16 protein-coding genes are annotated in these 18269 nt (G+C 70.5%); 12 read left to right on the top strand and 4 right to left on the bottom strand.

The features are described 5' to 3' along the window. Positions 1-168 precede the first annotated feature (168 nt). Positions 169-813: a CatB-related O-acetyltransferase gene (locus tag ACZ6QQ_RS22735; protein ID WP_465878816.1), complete on the top strand. Its 645-nt coding sequence runs from the start codon at positions 169-171 to the stop codon at positions 811-813. Between the two features lie 136 nt (positions 814-949). On the opposite strand, the gene ACZ6QQ_RS22730 is transcribed toward ACZ6QQ_RS22735, so the two are convergent. Further along, positions 950-3508, bottom strand: a complete 2559-nt coding sequence (locus ACZ6QQ_RS22730) for a M64 family metallopeptidase (RefSeq protein ID WP_465878814.1) — start codon at positions 3506-3508, stop codon at positions 950-952. A 328-nt stretch (positions 3509-3836) separates the two neighbouring features. Between ACZ6QQ_RS22730 and ACZ6QQ_RS22725 the strand changes: the two genes are divergently transcribed. The 5 genes from ACZ6QQ_RS22725 (at position 3837) to ACZ6QQ_RS22705 (ending at position 9120) form a co-directional block, all read left to right on the top strand. Continuing rightward, entirely contained in the window at positions 3837-4802 is a 966-nt protein-coding gene (locus ACZ6QQ_RS22725) for a GlxA family transcriptional regulator (RefSeq protein WP_465878812.1), read from the top strand. 128 nt (positions 4803-4930) lie between these two features. After that, entirely contained in the window at positions 4931-5527 is a 597-nt protein-coding gene (locus ACZ6QQ_RS22720) for a hypothetical protein (RefSeq protein WP_465878810.1), read from the top strand. Between the two features lie 70 nt (positions 5528-5597). Then, positions 5598-5783, top strand: coding sequence for a DUF1272 domain-containing protein (locus ACZ6QQ_RS22715; RefSeq protein ID WP_465878809.1), 186 nt, complete (start codon positions 5598-5600; stop codon positions 5781-5783). Positions 5784-6187: 404 nt separating this feature from the next. Beyond that, positions 6188-7807, top strand: a complete 1620-nt coding sequence (locus ACZ6QQ_RS22710) for a class I adenylate-forming enzyme family protein (protein WP_465878808.1) — start codon at positions 6188-6190, stop codon at positions 7805-7807. Continuing rightward, positions 7804-9120 (top strand): MFS transporter, encoded by a 1317-nt coding sequence (locus tag ACZ6QQ_RS22705; RefSeq protein WP_465878807.1) that lies wholly within the window; start codon positions 7804-7806, stop codon positions 9118-9120. The genes ACZ6QQ_RS22710 and ACZ6QQ_RS22705 overlap by 4 nt, the downstream gene beginning before the upstream one ends. A 96-nt stretch (positions 9121-9216) precedes the next feature. Here the strand turns inward: ACZ6QQ_RS22705 and ACZ6QQ_RS22700 are convergent, their stop codons facing one another. From ACZ6QQ_RS22700 to ACZ6QQ_RS22690, 3 genes are all read right to left on the bottom strand, one after another. Continuing rightward, positions 9217-10281, bottom strand: coding sequence for an alpha/beta hydrolase (locus tag ACZ6QQ_RS22700; protein ID WP_465878805.1), 1065 nt, complete (start codon positions 10279-10281; stop codon positions 9217-9219). Between the two features lie 166 nt (positions 10282-10447). Further along, entirely contained in the window at positions 10448-11680 is a 1233-nt protein-coding gene (locus ACZ6QQ_RS22695) for a cytochrome P450 (RefSeq protein ID WP_465878803.1), read from the bottom strand. 12 nt (positions 11681-11692) lie between these two features. Then, the gene (locus ACZ6QQ_RS22690) at positions 11693-12232 is read right to left on the bottom strand and encodes an RNA polymerase sigma factor (RefSeq protein ID WP_465878802.1); all 540 of its coding nucleotides are present in this window, start codon (positions 12230-12232) and stop codon (positions 11693-11695) included. 438 nt (positions 12233-12670) lie between these two features. On the opposite strand from ACZ6QQ_RS22690, the gene ACZ6QQ_RS22685 reads away from it, so the two are divergent. Genes ACZ6QQ_RS22685 through ACZ6QQ_RS22660 form a run of 6 tightly spaced genes read left to right on the top strand, consistent with a single transcriptional unit; the run spans position 12671 to position 18260 of the window. Continuing rightward, positions 12671-13192, top strand: a complete 522-nt coding sequence (locus ACZ6QQ_RS22685) for a hypothetical protein (RefSeq protein WP_465878801.1) — start codon at positions 12671-12673, stop codon at positions 13190-13192. Further along, on the top strand, positions 13176-14147 hold the full coding sequence (locus ACZ6QQ_RS22680) for a bifunctional lysylphosphatidylglycerol flippase/synthetase MprF (protein ID WP_465878800.1): 972 nt from the start codon (positions 13176-13178) through the stop codon (positions 14145-14147). The genes ACZ6QQ_RS22685 and ACZ6QQ_RS22680 overlap by 17 nt, the downstream gene beginning before the upstream one ends. A 22-nt stretch (positions 14148-14169) precedes the next feature. Then, positions 14170-15303 carry an acyl-CoA dehydrogenase family protein gene (locus tag ACZ6QQ_RS22675; protein ID WP_465878798.1) on the top strand — a complete coding sequence of 378 codons (1134 nt, stop codon included), beginning with the start codon at positions 14170-14172 and terminating at the stop codon, positions 15301-15303. 37 nt (positions 15304-15340) lie between these two features. Next, positions 15341-16429 carry an SDR family oxidoreductase gene (locus ACZ6QQ_RS22670; protein ID WP_465878797.1) on the top strand — a complete coding sequence of 363 codons (1089 nt, stop codon included), beginning with the start codon at positions 15341-15343 and terminating at the stop codon, positions 16427-16429. After that, complete coding sequence (locus ACZ6QQ_RS22665; protein ID WP_465878796.1) at positions 16426-17730, top strand: aspartate aminotransferase family protein; 1305 nt, start codon at positions 16426-16428, stop codon at positions 17728-17730. The genes ACZ6QQ_RS22670 and ACZ6QQ_RS22665 overlap by 4 nt, the downstream gene beginning before the upstream one ends. Further along, complete coding sequence (locus tag ACZ6QQ_RS22660) at positions 17730-18260, top strand: SRPBCC family protein (protein ID WP_465878794.1); 531 nt, start codon at positions 17730-17732, stop codon at positions 18258-18260. The genes ACZ6QQ_RS22665 and ACZ6QQ_RS22660 overlap by 1 nt, the downstream gene beginning before the upstream one ends. Positions 18261-18269 lie beyond the last annotated feature (9 nt).

Here is an 18269-nt window from a genome sequence, read left to right as displayed (position 1 = left end):
CGCGTGGACGTCGCACGGGCACCTCCTGCTCGCGGGCACCACGTCCGGCCGGCCGGACGGCCGGTCGGAGGAAGGCGCCGACGACATGTCGCCACCCGGTCGGCCCGCGACCGGACCGTCCCGGAATAGGATGGATCGTCGGCCGTTCCCGAGCTGAGAGCCGCTTCCGTGAACCAGGTCCCCGCTGACCCGACAGTTCTCCATCCGATTCCCGAGCAGCCGCGCGTGGTGTTGCTGAAGCCGCTGGTGTCCTCCGAACTGATCGAGGTGGGGGAGTACACCTACTACGACGACCCCGACGAGCCGACCGCTTTCGCGACCCGCAACGTGCTGTACCACTACGGTCCGGAGCGGCTGGTCATCGGTAAGTTCTGCGCGCTGGGGACCGGGGTGCGGTTCGTCATGAACGGCGCCAACCATCGCATGGACGGCCCCTCCACCTTTCCGTTTCCCATCATGGGCGGATCCTGGGCCGCGCACTTCGACCTGCTCACCGGCCTGCCCGCACGCGGTGACACGATCGTCGGAAACGATGTCTGGTTGGGATACCACGCGATGGTGATGCCCGGCGTACGCATCGGGCACGGCGCGGTCGTCGCCTCCGGCGCCGTTGTCGTCGACGACGTCCCCGACTACGGCATCGTCGGCGGCAACCCGGCCAGACTGCTGCGCCGCCGCTACGACAGCGACGACATCGCCCGCCTCCTCGAAGTTGCCTGGTGGGACTGGCCCGCCGAGCACATCACCGCACACCTGCGAGTGATCATGTCGGGCACCGTCGACGAGCTCGTCCGACTCGCACCGGATGCCTGACCCACCCCGGCCCGGGTTCCGGGACGGCCGGCTCCGGACGGACCGGTCGAGGGGCCCCGGCGTACTCGTACCGGAAACGGAGCGGGTGGTGGGTCGGCCCGGAGCCGACCCACCACCCGTCACCGGACGGCGCTGCTCAGAGCTTCGCGCAGTCGCCGCTCTTCGAGCCGTTCACCTTGTTCGGCGCGCCGAAGTCCTTCACCGGCGCGCTGTTGCCCGAGCAGCTCAGCGCACCGTTGAACCGGTTGCCCACCAGCACCGGACCGTACGCACCGGCGAGCCGGCTGTACCGTTCGTTCGCCGAGACCTGGGTGTTGCCGGAAAGCGCGAGCGCCCCGTTGAACGTGCTGCCGGCGACGGTCAGGTCACGGGTGGTGCCGGTGATCTGGGCCGCGCCGTTCAGGCTCGAACCGAACATCTGCACCGCCGCCGCCCCGGCGGACACCAGGTTCCCGTTGATCGAGCTGTCCCGCACCACCAGCGAGGCGCCGGCACGTACGGTCACCGACCCGTTCACCTGCGCGTTGGTCAGGCAGGTCACGCCCTGCTCGACGACCACCCGCGACTGGCGGCCGGTCAGCGTCGCGGTGCAGGTCGGCGAGGAGCCCGGCAGCACGGTGGCCCGGTAGCTCTCGGCCGCGCCGACGTTGCCGGCCGGGTCGATCGCCCGGTGCTCGACCAGGTGCGTGCCGAAGCCCGGGACGAACCCGCCGCTGGGGTGGTCGTCCGGCAACGTCTGCTCGAACGTGGCCCGGGACAGCCCGCCCGTGCCGAGGTTGCCGTACGTCAGCGCCTTCACGTTCGTCCCGGAGTGCCGGAACTGGAACGGGGAGGCGGGCATCGGCTGCTCGGGGAAGCCGAAGTAGTTGAACCAGCCGTCGTTGTCCAGGCGGAGCTGGCCGACGACGTACCGCTGCTCGGCGTATCCGGTCTGGTCGTCGCGCGGGTCCAGCCACATGTCCCAGCCGTCGAAGTAGACCGGGTGTTCCAGGTTGCCGGGCAGCGTGGTCAACGGTGCCGACAGGGTGCGCGGCGCGGTCGGCAGAGCGTGGTCGACCGTCCACTCCGCCCGGTCAGACACCCCCGGTGCGGCCGGGTCGGTGACCGTGGCGACCAGCCTGTGGGTGCCGGCCGACAGGTTCAGCGCGCCGAGGTCCAGGGTCCGGCCGTTGTGCGGGTTCGGCACCGCCTTCCCGTCGAGCGACCAGGCCACGTCGAGGATCCGGTCGGTCGGGTGGTTCGTCTCCACGAACACGATCTCGTCACCGGCGACCGGTTGGGTGGCGATCGTCGCGGAGGTGATCTCGGCGGCGGGCGCCGACGGGGTCACGGTCGTGTCGCCGACCACCCACTGCCGGGTCTGGACGAACCGGGGACCGTTGTAGCCGGAGTCCGAGGCGGTGTTGTTGGTCGACGGGTTGCGTACCCAGTCGGTGCCGTCGGGTCCCACCGGGTCGCGTACCTCGACGTGCACGACCGTGCCCGCGGGCAGGTTCAGCGAGCCCAGGTCGAGGCTGCGGCTGTTGTGCGTGTCGAGCACGGTGCCGTCCGGCCCGCCGACCCGCCAGGTGACCTTCAGCTCGTGGTAGCGCGGCTGGCCGGTCTCGACCCAGAGCACCCCGTCGCGGGGTACGGTCCCGAGCGGCGTCTGCCGCAGGTTCATCTGGCCGGCGTTGCGCATGCCGGTGATCCGGGCGACCATGTTCTCCCGGCCGATCTGGTCCAGGTCGAACCCGATCCAGCGCATCATCGAGTGCTCGCTCGGGCGGCGCTGGCCGCACGGGTACGACCCGCCGCCCTCGTGCAGCCCGATCGTGCCGCCGGAGAGGCTCTCCTCGCCGAGCCAGCGGAACCACTTGTGCTGGTCGGCGGTCATCTTCTGCTCGTCGGTGTAGACGGTGTGGTGGAAGCTGCCCGGCTCGTTGCCGGTGTAGCAGTCGCGGACCACGTCACGGGAGCTGTACGGGTACTCGTCGGCCAGGGTGCCGAGCGAGTGGCCCAGTTCGTGCAGGGAGATCAGCGGGCCCTGCGGCGAGCCGCCGGAGGTGGTGGCGTTCGTGCCGCCGATGCCGCCGTAGGTGAACGTGTTGAAGATCGCCAGCGACTGCACGTTCTGCGACGTACGCGGGATGCCGAGCACCGGGGCCACGTACGTGTCCATGATGCGGTTGTACGCCTGGTTGCCGGTCTCGCACGGGTTCACCCCCGGCGGGTAGTAGGCGGCGTAGCTCTGGCAGTTGACCGGCGCGCCGCCGTACACGGTGCCCCGCGCCAGCGGGTCCCGACAACCGTCCTGGTAGATCATCCGCAGGGCGGTGTTCTTCGTGTCGATCGGTCCCTCGCGCTCGCCGGTGTCCCGGATCGTGCCGTCGGGGCTGCGGACCCGCCCGTCCGGGTCGCAGCGGACGCCGTGGTCGATCGAGGCGAGTTCGACGGCGTAGACGTTGATGTAGTCGCGGTAGGTCCGGAACGGCTCGGTGGCCCACATGACCGCGAGGTTGCGGTCGACGTCGCCGAAGAAGAGGCTCTGCTGGTCCGCCTGGTAGCCGTCACCCAGGATGATCAGGTTGAGTCGTTCGGTGGTCGGGCCGGTGACCTGGATCGGATGGACCTTCGGTGCCGGCAGCGGGGCCGCCTCCTGGCCCAGCGCCGCCGGGACGGGCCCGGCGACCAGCAGACCGGCTGCCAGACTCACCACCGCGAGAGTTGTTCTCCACCGTCTCACAAGCTTCACCTCACCTCTCAGGTGCCGGTACGACGTCCGGCACTCGACCACGCCTCGCGCGGAACCTGGGTGTTGCGACCCGGGAAGGGTGCTGGGCAGCCGACCGAACCACGCCGTGGCCCGACGCACCGACCTCCGCTGCGATTCCCCGACATCGATCCAAGGTCGACCGACGCTATCCGTCGGCCTCGATCGGCGACACCGGACAGCTGACGGAAGTTCGGCGGACATGATCCGTCCAACGTCGCAACCGGGCCGGTCACCGTACCGGTGTCGGGTCGCGACTAGCGTGGGAGCCATGCCGGAACGGACGATCCTGGTCGTGGGCTACGACGGGGCGGAGCTGATCGACATCGCCTGCGTCACCTCCAGTCTGGACATCGCCAACCGCATCGGCGCGAACCCGCCGTACCGGGTGGTCCTCGCCTCGCCCGGCAGACGCGGCATCGCCTGTGACTCCGGGTTGCGGCTGGAGGCGGAGACGGCGCTGGAGCGGTTCACCGGACCGCTGGACACCCTGCTGGTCTCCGGCGGGCTCGGCCACGAACGGGCCGCCGCCGACCCGCGCCTGGTCGGCCACGTCCGACGACTGGCCACGCTGGCCCGTCGCGTCGCCTCGGTCTGCACCGGGTCCACCGTGCTGGCGGCGGCCGGTCTGCTCAGCGGCCGCCGCGCCACCACCCACTGGATGTACGCCGAGCGACTGGCGGAGCGTTATCCCGACGTGCTGGTCGATCCCGAGCCGATCTACGTCCGCGACGGCACCATCGCCACCTCCGGCGGCGTCACCAGCGCACTGGACCTGACCCTGGCCTTCATCGAGGAGGATCACGGGGTGGCGCTGGCGCACGGTGTCGCGCTGGGTACCGTCGCCTACCTGCAACGACCCGGTGACCAGTCGCAGCTGAGCATGTTCGTCGCCCGCCGCCCCACCGACGATCTCCTGGTCCGCCGGACCGGCGAGTACATCGTGAGCCATCTCGCCGACGATCTCGGCACCGGGACGCTGGCCCGGCTGGCCGGGGTGAGCGAGCGGCACCTGTCCCGGCTGTTCCGGACCCACGTCGGGCAGACACCGGCCCGGCACGTGCGTCGGGTACGGACGGAGGCCGCCGCGCAGTTGCTGGTGTCGACCGGGTTGCCGCTGGGCGCGGTGGCGCGACGGTGCGGCCTGGGCTCGACGGAGACCCTTCGGCAGGCGTTCCTCGACCGGTACGGTGTGCCACCGTCGCGCTACCGGATCGAGCACACGCCGGTCCGGTAGCGGCCCGGCGCCCGCGTTCGTCGTCAGCGGCGGCCGGGGCCAGGTTTCCGGAACCACCGCCCAGGAATCCGGACATGCCCGTGGCCGTGCCGGGTCGGTGGCCGGGGTTGTCGGCGAGGATCGGCGCCATGACTGGTGCGGCGTTGCCGAGGCGGGCGAGGGTTACCGATCGTTGGCCGACCGGGTTGGCGCTCGTGGTCGCCGTGGGTGCCGTCGCGGTGATCGCGCTGCCGGTGGGCGAGGCGGGAGTGTTCGGCCCGGCGGTCGCCACGATGGCGGGGATCTACCTGGTCGCGTACGCGATCGGTCGGCCGCGGACGGCGTGGCTGGCCTTCGTGGTGTTGAGTGCCCTGGTGTCGGTGCTGCACGTGCTGCACCGGACGGCGGTGCCGCAGCTCGATCCGGGCGTCGGGATGACCGTCGTGCTGCTGCCGCTGTGGCTGTGGGCGGTGGCGCGGCGCCGGTTCACCGAGGTCGGTACGTTCTCGGTGCAGACCGCCGGCATGGTCGGCTTCGGTGCGGTCACGCTGCTGTGTGCGGCGGCGCGGCCGGGCCTGGGTGGCCTGCTGGCCGGGGTCGGTTTCCTGGCGCACGGGGCCTGGGACGCGTACCACTTCGTGGTGGACCGGGTGGTGGACCGGCACTGGTCGGAGTTCTGCGGGGTGGTCGACCTGGTGGTCGGGGTGGCACTGGTCGTCGTCGCCACGGACCACATCGCCGGGTAGCGCCGCACCACCGCGTCGTGGTGTCCGCGCTGCCGATTGTCATACCTGTCACAACCGATAACATCGATCCATGGCACTTGAGATGCGTACGGTGTGCGAGCGGTGCGACGCTCCGCTGCCCGCTGACGGGCCGGCGATGATTTGCAGTTTCGAGTGCACATTCTGTCCGGCGTGCAGTGCGGAGCTCGGGGGGATCTGTCCCAACTGTACCGGCGAGCAGGTGCCCCGGCCGCGCCGGTTGACCCGAGCCGTCTGACCGCCCGTCCCGGCGACTGGGCGCCGCCGCGCGCGGGCCGACCGGCCGGTTCGCGCAGCATGTACCGCCTCCGGCGGAATGGTGTTCGGAGCATCATTCCGCCGGAGGTCTCGATACTGTCCCGGTCGCCCCGTCAACGCGGGCGACCGTCGCGATTACTCCGCGACGACGAACTGGGCGTCGCTGACCACGAACTGCGCGTCGCTGACCACGATCTTGGGCATATTCACCTCCATCCGTTGCGGGCAATATAAAGCATTTCTCGGTCCACTGGGAAGCGATGATTTTTGTCGAAAAACTGTGGTGAGGGTGAGCGGGGCCGTCGGCCGTATAGATATTGCGACCGCCACGGCACGACGCCTTTGCGGACGTTTTCGACTGTCACGGCCGACCGAGGAGTGAATATGGACAAAGGCTCGCCTATCCCGGAAAACTACGTCGCGCGGGGTCTGGAACTGTTCACCGGGTACGGCGACCGCGAGGCGCTGGTCGGCGGGGAGCGCCGGTTCACCTATGCCGAGCTCGGAGCCGCTGTCGTGGAGCTCGCCACCAAGCTTCGCCACCACGGGGTGCGTCCGGGCAGCGCCGTGCTGATGATGCTCGGCAACCCGCCCGAGGCGCCGATCGCGCAGCTGGCCCTGCACCTGCTCGGCTGCCGCACCATCTGGATCATGCCGGGCAATCCCCGGCGCCTGTTCGAGGAGTACGTGCGGCTGCTCGCCGAGTCGGACGTGCTGATCTACGACCACCGCAGCCACGCCGACAACGGCCGTGACCTGAGCGCCATCAACCCGCTGGTGCCGACGCTCTGCTTCGGAGCCGGCGGGGTCGGGCCGGACCTGCTCGCGCCGCTGCCGGCCGACGCCGCGCCGCTGGAGCGCGGCGACGTGGTCACCGAGCCGGAGTCGGTCTTCCAGACCAGCGGCACCACGGGTACGCCGAAGCTCGTACACCATCGCAACAGCTTCTTCGCCCAGGCCCAGGCGCTGGCTGTGGCCTACCGCGACTCGGGGCTGCCGACGCTGCGGCAGTACTCGATCTCGCCGTTCTGGGCGGTCAGCGGTCAGATGACCGCGTTCCTGGTGATCTTCGGGGGTGGGTTGGTGGTGCTCGGCGAGACCTGGGACCCCGAGCAGTTCCTGGACACCATCGAGCGCGAGAAGATCAACGGTACGTTCGTCTCGCCGGCCATGTTCTACCAACTGCTCGACCACCCGGCGACGGCGACGGCGGACACGTCCAGCCTGTTCATGTTCAACATCGGCGGCGCGGGGGCCACCCCGACCCGGCTGCGCGAGGGCATCGAGCGGTTCGGGCCGGTGTTGCGGATCATCTACGGGCTCAGCGAGTCCACGATGATCACCACCCAGCCGGGTCTGCGGGTCGACCCCGAGCACCCCGAGCGGGTCGGCTCGGTCGGCACCGCCTACGGCGACGTACGGATCCAGGTGCGCGCCGAGGACGCGAAGACCGTGCTGCCGGCCGGCGAGATCGGCGAGATCTGGATCCACAGCAACCTCAACATGGCCGGTTACTGGAACCAGCCGGAGCTCACCGCGCAGACCATGGTCGACGGCTGGGTCCGGACCCGCGACCTCGGCTACGCCGACGCCGACGGCTACCTCTACCTGGTCGACCGGATCCAGGACGTGATCATCACCGGCCTCGGCGCCCGTAAGATCCACTCCAGGCTGGTGGAGGACGTCATCGCCACCCACCCGCAGGTCCGTTCGGCGGCGGTCATCGGCGTGCCGGACGACAGGCTCGGGCAGGTGGTGCGCGCGTACGTCATCGCCGCCGACCGGGCCGCGGTCACCGCCGCGGAGATCAGCGAGCTGGTCGCCGAGAACCTGATCAGGGCCGCCGCACCCGAGACGGTGGAGTTCGTCGACGCGTTGCCGCTGACCCGGTCGGGCAAGGTGGACAAGAAGGCGCTGCGCAGCGCGTACCTGGCCGAGCACAGCCTGCCCGAGGGGATTCTTACTGATCAGGTCGCCGTGGCGGTGGGCCGGGACCGCGGATGAGGGCGAAGGTCCCGTACATCGCGCTGCTGGTCGCCGACACCCTGTCGTCGCTGGGCAGCCGGATCTCGCTGCTGGCCATCCCGTGGCTGGTCTTCGTCACCACCGGCAGCCCCACCAAGATGGGCATCGCCGCCGCCGCGGAGATGCTGCCCTACGTCGTGACCGGGGTGCTGGCCGCGCCGCTGGCCGACCGGATCGGGCTGCGCCGCACCATCATCATCGCCAACGTCGGCAGTACGTTCGCGATGGCGGCGATCGCGGCGTGGAGCGAGCTGAACTACGTCGTACTGCTCGTGCTGGTCGCGATCGCCGGCGGGCTGCGCGGGATCGGCGACCGCTCGAAGAACGTCATCAACCGGCCGATCGCCAAGGCCGCCGGCATCCCGATCGTCCGGATGACCGCGCTGTACGAGGGCTTCACCCGGGCGGCGGGCCTGGTCGGGGCGCCGCTCGGCGGCCTGCTGATCTACTGGCTCGGTGCGGCCGGGGCGATCTGGATCGACGCCGCCACGTTCGGGATCTGCGCCCTGTTGATGATCATCTGGGTGAAGCCGCCGCCCCCGGAGCCGCCCGCGCCGAACGCCGACGGCACACCGGCCACCCCGCCGGCCAAGGAGCCGTACTTCGTCGCGCTCCGGGGCGGGTTCGCGCACCTGGTCACCGACCGGCTGCTGTTCGCGCTGGTGCTGATGACCACCGTCACGAACCTGTTCACCCAGGCGGCGGCCGGGGTCTGGATCCCGCTCTGGGTCAACGAGGTGCTGAGGTCCCCGGCGGCGCTCGGCCTGGTGGCAGGCGCGTTCGCGGCCGGTGCGACCCTGGGCAGCATCGGCTTCGTCCTGGTGGCCACGAAGGTGCCGCGCTACGCCACCTTCGTGATCGGGCTGATCATCGGGAGCGCGCCCCGGTTCATCGTGATGGGGGTCAGCCACAACCTGACCCTGGTCCTGGTGGTGACCTTCCTGGCCGGCCTGGCCATGTCGGCGGTCAACCCGATCATCGGCGCGTTGATGTACGAGCGGGTGCCGACGGCGTTGCAGACCCGGGTGTTCGGCCTGGCGGCGGCGTTGTCGTTCGTCGGCATCCCGCTCGGTGGGCTGCTCGGCGGCTGGTCGGTCGACGGTCTCGGGCTCAACCCCGCGATCCTGACCGGCTCGGTCATCTTCCTGGCGATCAGCCTGGTCCCGCTGTTGTTCCGGGAGGGCTGGCGGGGCATCGCCGCCCCGGCGAAGGACCCGGACGCACCCGCCCCACCGGAGCCGGAGACCCCGACGCCGGCCCCACCCCAACCCGCGACCACCAGCCCCAGGTAGAACGGCGGGCCGTACCGGAACCGCCGCCCGTACGGGCCGCGAACGGGTTCTCCCCGTTCGCGGCCCCGGCGGTGCGAGAGCCTGGAACGTTCCGGATCAGGGCGCCGCGACGGTGTACGACCAGGCGAGCATGATCGCGGCGGACAGCGGCGCGGTGGTGCTCAGTACGGTGTTGTGGCCGGTGCCGGGAACGAGGACGGTCCTGATCCGGGCCTGCGGCGGGTAGTACCGCGACTCGAACTCGTGCACGGCCTCGGTGCTGCTGCAGTCCATCGCCGCCGGACCACAGTGCATCGGGTCCTGTTGACCGTTGAGGATCAGCGTCGGCACCGTGATCTGCTGGGTGAGTGCCTGCTCCGGCGGCAGGGCCACGATCGCCGACAGGTCCAGCAACTGCGTGTAGGTGACCGCGTCCTTGTGCGCCTCGTCGGCGGCGAGCGCTCCCGTCGTGGCCGTGCTCGGGTGGTAGTACAGCAGCCCGCGGGTGTTCGGCCGCGAGGTCAGGTATCCGGGGTCCAGGCCGAGTCCGGCCAGTGCCGGGTCGCTGGACGCGGCGTAGAAGTTCGGGAAGACGTTGGTGTCCAGGTGCGGCTGGTTGAACAGGTGCAGCGCGGCCGTGTTGATGAACCCGTCGACGTCGTGGTAGCGGGCGATCTCCGACCAGCCGTAGACGGAGCCGTACGAGTGGCCGACCCAGATCACCTTCGAGAAGCCGGTTCCGGACACCGCGCCCGAGCGCAGGGCGGTGATCGTGTCGTGCAGGGCGACCGCGCCGTTGGCGATGTTGACCAGTGGACTCGCCGGGTGGCTGCTGTTGCCGGCGCCGATCCGGTCGACGTTGAAGGTGGCGTAGCCGGCCACGGTCGCCGCCTTCACGTACGAGTAGAAGCCGCCGCCGTGGTCGATGTCGAAGTAGTGGTGGTTGTAGCCCGCGCCGTGCACCAGCAACTGCACCGTACGGGGCTGACGGACGCCCCGGTAGCACAGTTCGCCCCAGAGGACGGCGTTCACCGGGCCGGGGTCGCTGGTGCGCACGTTGAGCGAGTGCTGCGTGCAGTGCGTCGTGGCGGCCTGCGCGGGCGAAGCCGGTCCGGTCAGCAGTGCCGCGACCAGCAGCGGCACTACGGTCAGGACGCTGACGGTTCGTCGACGATGCGACATGGGGCGCATGGGTGTCGGTCCTCTCGGTGACGGGATCGTGCGGGTACGCAACCTTTACGGCCGCGCCCGCACCGACCCGCGTCGCCGGGCGGTCGCTGTCCGGCGCCCGTCCGTCGCCCCCTGCCACCCGTACAGCCGATGCGTCTTTCCCACGCCGTCGCGGTGGTCAGCCCAGCGTCACCGGCAGCACCCGGTACCCGCGCAGCAGCAACTGGTCGTTGCGCTCGGCGGCACCGATCGCCAGTCGCGGGAACCGGCGCAGCAGCCGGGGGAAGGCCAGCCGGCCCTCGGTACGGGCCAGCGCCGCGCCCAGGCAGTAGTGCGGTCCGGCGCCGAAGCTGATCGACTGCACGTCGGGCCGGTGGACGTCGAACGCGTCCGGATCGGGATAGCGCAGCGGGTCGCGGTTGGCCGCGCCCAGCAGCACCAACACCATCGACCCCGCCGGTACGGGCACCCCCTCGATCTCGGCGTCGCGCACCACCCACCGGCTGATGTACTGCAACGAGGCGTCGTACCGGATGATCTCGTCGACGCAGTTCGCCAGCAGGTCCGCATCGGTCAGGATCCCCCGGGCCAGTTCCGGGCGGTCCAGCAGCAGCGGCAGCCCGTTGCCGAGCATGTTGATGGTCGTCACGAAGCCCGCGTTGAACATCAGCACCAGGTTGGCGATCACCTCGGGCAGGCTGAGTCGGTGGTCCTCGGCGTCGAGCACCTGGACGAGGGTGCTGACCAGGTCGTCGCGCGGGTGCGCGCGCCGGGACGCGATCATCTCCTCGTAGTAGGCCAGGATCTCGCGGGTCACCGCGTCGGTGGCGGCCAGTACCTCCGCCGATTTGGCGGTCTGGTCCAGGTAGTCGACGATCTGCTGCACCCTGGGCCGGAACCAGTCCAGGTCGCTGTCGGGGATGCCCAGCAGTGCCCCGACCACGCTGGTCGGCATCAGGTAGGCGAAGTCGGCGATGAAGTCGACCTCGACGTCGTCGGCGGCCTTCTTTGCCATCCGGTCCATCAGGTTGTCGATGATCCGGGCGATCGACGGTTCCAGCAGGGTGACCCGCCGCGCCGTGAGCACCTGGTGGAACAGCTTGCGCATCCGGCCGTGGTCGGGTGCGTTGGTGAACATGATCGTGGTCATCAGGGTGGTCAGCGTGGGATGCTCCCGCCAGCCCTGCCCGCCGCGATCGAGATGGTGGCTGTCGGAGACCAGGAACGTGGCGTGGTCGCGCAGCAGCCGTTCGACCGCGTCGTACCCGTGCACCACCGCGCCGAACGGTCCGACCCGGCCCGGGGTGACCCGGGCGGCGGGGCCGAGGGCGTGCAGGCGCCGGTAGTACGGGTAGGGGTTGGCCCGTCCGTCGGCGGAGAACAGGCCCGCCAGGATGTCGTCGGCGAACATCAACCACTCCTGTCAGGCACAGCTGTCGGGCTGGTCCCGGATCGGGTCGGTCATCGACCGTTCGTAGAGCGAGCGCAGGCGGGCCCGGCCACGGGTGAAGGCACTCTCGACGGACTTGGCCGACAGCCCGTAGCGGTCGGCGATCTGCCGGTTGGTCATGCCCTGGGCGCGGGCCAGCATGACCTGGCGTTCGCGCCCCTGGAGCTGCTGGACCAGCGCCAACATCCAGTGCCCGAGGTCGGTCTCGCAGATGATCTCCTCCGGTCCGGCGGAGCGCTCGGCGTAGGCGACCCGCAGCCGGAGCCGGCGCTGCCGGTCGCGGTCGCGGTAGTAGTCGACGCACAGGCGCAGGGCCGCCGTGGTCAGGAACGCACCGGCCCGCTCCTCGTCGAGGCGTTGGAACATCACCGCCCGCAGGATCACCTCCTGTACGCAGTCGTCGACGTCCTGCGGATTCCACAACCTGCTGCGTACCAACCTGGTGATGTGATCGCGATAGCCCAGGACGATGGCCCACCGGCGGCTGTCCGGTTCGGCCGGTACCCGGACCACCAGTTCTTTTTGATCGTGGGCCGGAGAGCGCAGGTGGACGGCATTCAAATCCGCATTCACGGGGTTGGTGGCGAAATCTTCATGCCAGGCGATTGTTGCGCTGCTGTGCTTCAACATGGCAAACCATCTCCTGAGGAGGGAGGGTCCAAGTTTGTGCCGCTATCGAGGGCTGTTGGCCCCTTGTGCAGCGAAAATGCGGAATTAATGATCTCGGTCTATCGACCGTTGAGGCCCCACGATGCCAGAGCGGAGGAAAGCAGGCAAGGGACTGGTGAGAGATCACTCGGGCTGCCCAGGGAAATGGCCTATGCGCGAATTCGAGGATTAATGTCTGTTTCGCCCTTTGAATGGGCCTGGTGAAATCGACCCGATATTTTCTGAGGGTTGTGAATGCCGGACCGCGTAACACCATGCACAACGTATGGCTAGCGGCAGGGGGTGGGGCCGGTGGACGCACGCAATCGGTTCGAGACGAAAGCGACATTCGAGCTGGCCAGGCTGGAATGGCTGGTCGCGCTCGTGATCGCGGTCGTGTTTGCGGTCATCCATATCACGGAGATCAGGTGGGCGGTCTTTGTCGGTTTCTTCCTGGTAATCGACATCATCGGATACATTCCCGGTGCCATCGCCTTCCGACGCAGTGCCGACGGCCGTATCCCGCGCGGCTACTACGTCGCCTACAACACCATGCACAGCCTGGCCTTCAACGCCCTCCTGGTCGGAGCATGGTGCCTGCTGGTGGGGCCGGAGTGGGCGCTGCTGGCCGTACCGATCCACCTGATGGGCGACCGGGCGTTGTTCGGCAACTCGCTGAAGCCCTTCGGGGTCCCGTTCGAGCCGCACCCCGACCCGCACTTCGCCGAGTTCGAACGACGCTTCGCCGGCGTCGAACCGGCCGCACCGGCGGTTACACCGGCGCCCACCCCGGCGGAAGGGCCTGTGCGTGCCGTCAACGCGTGAGGACATCCAGGCGCACAGCGACAACCCGAGCGGCTTCCTCGCCCTCAACAGCGGCAACGACTACTACCGGGCCGACGGCGCCGACGGAGTCATCGCCTACCGGCGATCCGGCCGGCACCTGGTGCAGTTCGGTGGCGCGTTCACCACGGCACCGGACTACGAACGGCTGCTGGGCGGGTTCGTCGACTTCGCCGGCCGGCAGCGCCGCCGCATCGTCGCCATCCAGCTGCAACGCGCCGACGCCGAGGTGTACGCCCGGCACGGCTTCACCGTCAACCAGATCGGCGCCTCGTACGCCATCGCCGTGGACGGCTTCTCGCTGCGCGGCCGCAAGTTCATGCAGCTGCGCAACAAGATCTCCCGAGCCAGGCGCTGCGGTCTGGAGGTCTGCGAGGTCCAACCCGCCGACCACGCCGACACCCTGGCCGAGGTCGACCGGGCCTGGCTGCGCGGCAAGGGTTCGCACCGCAAGGAACTCACTTTCCTGATCGGCGAACGCCTCGGCCCGTACGCGGCCGACCAGCGGCTGTTCGTCGGCCGGATCGACGGGCAGGTGATCGGCTACATCAGCTACTCGCCCGTCTACGGCAACCGGCCCGGTTGGCTGCACGACCTCACCCGCCGCCGCCCCGACGCGCCGCCGGGGGTGATGGAGGCCCTCAACGCCGCCGCCATCGAGGCGTTCCGCGCCGACGGCTGCCGGTGGCTGCACCTGGGCTTCACCCCGTTCACCGGACTGGACCCCGCGCACGCGGTCGACTCCGCCAGCCCGCTGGTCGACCGGATCGTCCGGTTCCTGGCCACCCACGGCGAGCGGGTCTACCCGGCCCGCACCCAGCTGGCCTACAAGCAGAAATGGGGCGTCGCCACCGTCCTGCCGGAGTACGTGGCATTCCACGGCCGACCCCGGCCGGCGGCGGTGTGGCGGCTGCTGCGCGTCACCAACTCGATCTGAATGAGCGGAGGGCTCGACGGGCATGCGCTATCTGGAACGTGAGCGGGCGGTGCTGGGCAAGCTCCTGCCCGGCCTCGACGAATACCTGGCCGGCCAGCCACTGCGGGCGCTGGAACAGCCGGGCGGCACCGCCCTGCCGGCCTTCCGCCGCGCCGGCGGGCCCGGGCTGCTCGTGTCGACCGAGTACGGCGGTGTCGGCGCGACCCCGGTCGAGGCCGTACGGGTGCAGCGCGCCATCGGCTCCCGTTCGCCGTCGCTGGCCGTGGCGACCACCATGCACCACTTCTCGATGGCCAGCCTGGTGGTGATCAGCGAGATCAGCAACGGTTTCGAGTGGATGCTGATGGAGGGCATCGCCCGGGAGGCGAAACTGATCGCCTCCGGCTTCGCCGAGGGCAACCCGGACCGGAGCATCCTGGCGCCGACGATGACGGTGGTTCCCGCCGACGGCGGCGTACGCGTCAGCGGCGTCAAGAAACCGTGCAGCCTCTCCCGGTCGATGGACCTGCTCACGGCCAGTGTGCTGGTGCCCCGGCTGGACGGCCCCGGCGAGCAGCTGGCGGTGGCGATGATTCCCGCCGACTCGCCCGGACTGAGCGTCACCCCGTTTTGGAACACCTTCGCCCTGGCCGGCGCGGAGAGCGACCAGGTCGACCTCGTCGACGTGTTCGTCCCCGACGAACTGCTCGTACGCACCGACACCGCGCCCGGACAGGCGCTCGACGCGGTGCAGATCGCCGGCTTCCTCTGGTTCGAGCTGCTGATGACCGCGAGCTATCTCGGCGCGGTCAGCGCGCTGGTCGAACGGGTGGTCGACCGGGTCGGCGTACCGGACCTGGAGAAGATCCGGTTGGTCGGCGACACCGAGGCGGCGATGGCGGCGGTGGAGACGGTGGCCGGCCGGCTCGGCGAGGGCTGCCGCGACTCCGTCACGCTGGCCGAGTCGCTGTACGTCCGCTACGCCGCGCAGGACACCATCGCACGGGTCGCGCCGCACGCTGTCGAACTGCTCGGCGGCATGCGGTTCATCGGCTCCGACGAGGTGGCCTACCTGTCGGCCGCCGGCAACGGCCTCACCCTGCACCCGCCGTCCCGTACCCGGATGGCCGGCCCGCTGGCGGCCCAGCTCTCCGGCGGCCCGCTCACCATCGCCTGACCGCTCGACGCGTACGACAACCACAGGGGAGGCCAGGATGGCCGATGGCAGGCCGACAATGCTGCTGACCGGCGGCGCGGGAGTGCTCGGCAGGGCATTCATCGACGAGTTCGCCGACGACTTCCGGATCGTGTGCCTGCTGCGCCGGGCATCCGTCGACGATCCCCGGATCCAGCCTGTGACCGGGGATCTCGGTGCCGAGGGGCTCGGGCTGACCCCGCACCAATCGGCCGCGTTGGCCGACGGCGTGGACGTGATCCTGCACGCGGGCGCGGCGACCAGCTGGACGATGCCGGCGCAGGAGGTGCTGGCGACCAACGTGGACGGTACGGCCCGGATGCTGGAGTTCGCCCGGCGGGCCGACGCGCCGCTGTACTACGTGAGTACGGCCTTCGTGCAGCGGCCGATGCCGGCCGACGACACCGGCCGGTTCGCCGGCCCCCGGGTCTACGTCGAGTCGAAGATCACCGCCGAGCGGCTGATCCGGGAGAGCGGCCATCCGGCGGCGATCGTCCGGCCGTCGATCGTGATCGGCGACTCCCGCGACGGGCGGATGTCGGCCTTCCAGGGCATCCACAAGGCGATCCGGGCCGTGGTGCGCGGGACCGCGCCGATGATCCCGGCCGAGGCGGCCTCGCTGATCGACGCCATCCCGCAGGACGTGGTGGCGCGGGCGGTCGGCGGGTTGGTCCGCCGTGGGCAGACCGGCGGGCAGTACATGCTCACCGCCGGCGCCCAGGCGTTGACGGTCGCGGAGATGGTCCGGCTCTGCCTCGACCTGGCCCGGCGGTGCGGGCTGCGGCACGCCTCGCCCAGGCTGATCCCCAGCGAGGCCGTCGACCGGCTGTTGCTGCCGCTGCTGTCGGACGTGGTGCCACCGGCGATGCGCCGCAGGTTCGAGGACCTGATCACCCTGATGCTGCTGTTCCAGGCGCCGGAGCCGTTACCGACCGACCTGCCCGCGCTCGGCGAGGCCCGGTCGATCGGCAAGGAGGCCCTGCTGGCCTCGTTCGAGGCGTCGATCACCTACTGGGCGCGGCGGAGCGGGCTGCTGGGCCGGGCCGTGGCGTCCGTACCGTCGCCGGTGGTCCGCGCCGACCTGGCCGCACCGGTGGCGGCCGGGTGACGGCCGGGCTGCGGGCCGCCGACGACGTCATCGGCCGGACCCGCCGGCACCTGAGCACCGGCCGGGCCGCGCTGGGCCGGCTGATGGGCGCCGTGGTGGAGGTCCGCTCCGAGGGCTGCTGGGTGTACGCCGCCGACGGCCGCCGCTACCTGGACTTCGGCGGCTACGGGGTGTTCATCCTGGGGCACTGCCACCCCACCGTGATCGAGGCGGTGGGCAACCAGCTGCGGACCCATCCGCTGGCGACGCGTACCTTCCTGGAGCCGGTCACCGCGCTGGCCGCCGAGGCACTGGCCGGGATCGCGCCGCCGGGCCTGGACCGGGTGCACTTCGTGAACTCCGGCACGGAGGCCACCGAGGCGGCGCTGAAACTCGCCCGCGCGCACGGGCACACGGCACTGGTCACGACGGTGTCCGGGTTCCACGGCAAGACGCTGGGAGCGCTGAGCGTCACCGCGAACCCGCTCTACCAGGACCCGTTCCGGCCGCTGCTGCCCGACGTCGTCGCCGTGCCCTACGGCGACCTGGCCGCGATCGAGCAGGCGGTCGCGGAACGCGGCGAGCGGGCCTGCGTGATCGTCGAACCGGTGCAGGGCGAGGGCGGGGTGGTCGTCCCACCGCCGGGATACCTGCACTCCCTCGCCCGGACCTGCGCCGCCCACGGCGCGTTCCTCATCGTCGACGAGGTGCAGACCGGGCTCGGCCGGCTCGGATCCTGGTGGGGAGTGGACGCCCAGGGGCCCGACGGCGCCGCCGTCGTTCCCGACGTGCTGCTGGTCGGCAAGGGGCTCAGCGGGGGAGTGGTGCCGGTCGCCGCGATGCTGGCCGGCGAGCGCACCTACGCGCCGTTCGGCCGTGACCCGTTCCTGCACTCCTCGACCTTCGGCGGCTCACCGCTTGCCGGCGCGGCGGCGCTGGCCACCGTACGGGTGCTGCGGGACGAGGACATCCCGGCCCGCGCCGCCCGGCTGGGCCGGCGCCTGCTCGCCGACGTCCGGGAGCTGTGCGCGACCCACGGCGGCGGCATCGTGGCGCAGGTACGCGGCCGGGGCCTGCTGATCGGCGTCGAGCTGGCCCGGCAGGAGCACCTGGGCGAGTTGGTGCTGGCGCTGGTGGAGCGCGGGGTGCTGGTCAACCACTCGCTCAACGCCTCCCGGGTGCTGCGCCTGACCCCACCCGCCGTTCTGCACGACGACGAGCTGGCGCTGTTCGTGCGGGTGTTCGGGGAGGCACTGCACGCGGTCGCCGACAACTCCCGATCGGCAGGCATGGACCAGACCACGACAGAAAGGTACGCGTGATGAGGCAGGTCACCCTCGCGGTGTACGCGGCCGGGCTGCCGGCCCGGTTCGCCTACGAGCGGATCAGCGACTTCGGCCGGTACGAGCAGCTGACCAGCACCGTACGTCAGGTTGTCGTGCACCCACCGGAGCCCGACGGCAGTGTCGTGTCGGACTGGACGGTGCACTTCCGCAACGGGCTGCTCTGCTGGAGCGAGCGCGACACCTTCGACGACGCGGCCCGCACCATCGACTTCGTCCAGCTGACCGGCGACTTCGAGGTGTTCCGTGGGCGCTGGCTGGTCACCCGGACTCCCGACGGTTCCCGGATCGTCTTCGACGCCGAGTTCGACCTGGGGATGCCCTCCCTCGCGGCGATCCTCGACCCGGTCGCGGCGTCGACGCTGCGCGACAACATCCTCGTCATCCTGCGCGGCCTGCTCGCCGACTACGACCTGGTCGACGAGGAGGAACAGCCGACGGTGCCGACCGCCGCGCAGCCGGGGGAGCCGGACGGGGCGGGCACGCTCGTCGTGGTCAGCCGTGACTGAGCGGCGGCT

It is taken from the genome of Micromonospora sp. NPDC049529 (assembly GCF_055586685.1).
The sequence above is the reverse complement of the archived record's forward strand: the minus strand, read 5'-3'. Positions and strand labels throughout refer to the sequence as shown.

Excerpts from the sequence above, each read along its gene's own strand:
- ACZ6QQ_RS22720 (WP_465878810.1), top strand. The coding sequence starts at position 4,931 with ATGACTGGTGCGGCGTTGCCGAGGCGGGCGAGGGTTACCGATCGTTGG.
- ACZ6QQ_RS22700 (WP_465878805.1), bottom strand. The coding sequence starts at position 10,281 with ATGTCGCATCGTCGACGAACCGTCAGCGTCCTGACCGTAGTGCCGCTG.
- ACZ6QQ_RS22705 (WP_465878807.1), top strand. The coding sequence starts at position 7,804 with ATGAGGGCGAAGGTCCCGTACATCGCGCTGCTGGTCGCCGACACCCTG.
- ACZ6QQ_RS22715 (WP_465878809.1), top strand. The coding sequence starts at position 5,598 with ATGGCACTTGAGATGCGTACGGTGTGCGAGCGGTGCGACGCTCCGCTG.
- ACZ6QQ_RS22670 (WP_465878797.1), top strand. The coding sequence starts at position 15,341 with ATGGCCGATGGCAGGCCGACAATGCTGCTGACCGGCGGCGCGGGAGTG.
- ACZ6QQ_RS22695 (WP_465878803.1), bottom strand. The coding sequence starts at position 11,680 with ATGTTCGCCGACGACATCCTGGCGGGCCTGTTCTCCGCCGACGGACGG.
- ACZ6QQ_RS22710 (WP_465878808.1), top strand. The coding sequence starts at position 6,188 with ATGGACAAAGGCTCGCCTATCCCGGAAAACTACGTCGCGCGGGGTCTG.
- ACZ6QQ_RS22675 (WP_465878798.1), top strand. The coding sequence starts at position 14,170 with ATGCGCTATCTGGAACGTGAGCGGGCGGTGCTGGGCAAGCTCCTGCCC.
- ACZ6QQ_RS22660 (WP_465878794.1), top strand. The coding sequence starts at position 17,730 with ATGAGGCAGGTCACCCTCGCGGTGTACGCGGCCGGGCTGCCGGCCCGG.
- ACZ6QQ_RS22725 (WP_465878812.1), top strand. The coding sequence starts at position 3,837 with ATGCCGGAACGGACGATCCTGGTCGTGGGCTACGACGGGGCGGAGCTG.